This is a genomic window from Ochrobactrum sp. PL_is501, assembly GCF_055816895.1.
Window position 1 is genome coordinate 1 of record NZ_JBVPGR010000003.1, and the last position, 1,477, is coordinate 1,477.

The following is a 1,477-nucleotide window of genomic DNA, read 5'->3' on the forward strand; positions in this document are numbered from 1 at the left end:
TGCGACGCCACACAGCAGCACTACAGGCTCAAGGGGAGGTTACTGCCGCCCCCTTCCATTACGATCCTCCCAGGCTTCCCGACACCGTTTACGCTACAACGGATGACAAGACATTTCCGTCAATCGCCAATAAATTGCTCAAGGCAGACATTCGTACACAGCCGTTGACTGTCTATATCGACACCCTGGGCAGCTACAGTAAGGGTGATGAGATCGTTCTGGTTATTGATAATGTCGAGCATGATCCGAATAACAAGCACGCCATCACGCAAGAGGAAAAAGACCAGGGGCTGGTGGAATTGTCTCTGCCAGCCGCGTTGCGAACTGCAGAGGGGGCGTACTCGCTTCAATACAGATTCTATTCGAAGTTTCTTCCAGATGAACCGGGCATTACCAGCCCGACGACAACTTTCATTACTGACTATGCCAAGCCGGGAAGGCCGCATCCGGGTTTTCTTATATTTGATGATCCAACACTGGTTTCCAATGGGCTTAATGCCGCCAAGCTGGCTCAGTTGGGAGATCAGGTCACGGCTCAGGTCCCAAGTTATGAAGGAGCAGCGGATGGAGACGCCTTTGTGGCGGAATTGGCTCTGCATATGGGCGGCGGCACAGTCATCCAGGCAGATTCCGTGCGAATCGATAAATATGATCCGACCAAGGATATCAAGATCGCTTTCTCAGGCGACATGATAAGGGCAAATGGCGATGGGCTAACCGAATTCCGTTATTATATCACGGATATGGCGGGCAATCGCTCAGAGATGTCGACGCCGGTGCTTATTAGCGTTTTCGTCAGTGGTGCCGTTGATGATCTGGCGCCGCCACTGGTGCCGTTATACCAAAACTTGAAACCGCTCGATGAAACCGCAGCGCGCACGCCGATCCTTGTCGATATCCCCGGCAACGCCAGGCTGGCCGCCGGTGACAAGATTTTGGCTTATTGGGGCAAGACCGCGCTGCAGCCGCCAATCATAGTCACCGATCCCACTCTCCCGGTCATGCTGAGCATCCCGGTTCCATATAAAACGGTTCAGGACGAAGGCAATGGCGCTGTTACTGTCACCTACGAAGCCTATCGTGGAACCAGTTTATTGGGCGCGCCCGCCCAGGGAACCAATGTGGTGGTAAACATTCAGCAGCCTGGTGGTCAGGATCCAGATCCGGATACGCTCGAGAATGAAGCGTTGAGCGCGCCCATTCTTCACGCATTTGGCTGGGTGCAGGGCGATCAGCCAAACTCGATTACGGTGGAGCAATCAAAGAACGATGCAGTCTTTATCGTTCCATGGCTCAATACCGCTACGCCGCAGGTGCCTTCCTTCCAGGCAGGCGATGAGATCGACTGCTATTATGCAACCACGAAGATCGGAACCATTACGGTTTCATCCACCGATGTTGGCAACGGCAAAGATCTTACCACGCCCGTGCCGGCAAATGTGATCCAAACGCTGGGAAGCGGGCGTATGCCCATCCA

At 53.8% G+C, this 1,477-nt stretch carries 1 protein-coding gene; it reads left to right on the forward strand.

Going from position 1 to position 1,477, the window contains the following annotated elements; all coding sequences use genetic code 11:
- Positions 1-1,477 (forward strand): hypothetical protein (locus AC0TOF_RS00015; RefSeq protein WP_473766718.1); only part of this gene is annotated, 1,477 nt, incomplete at both ends.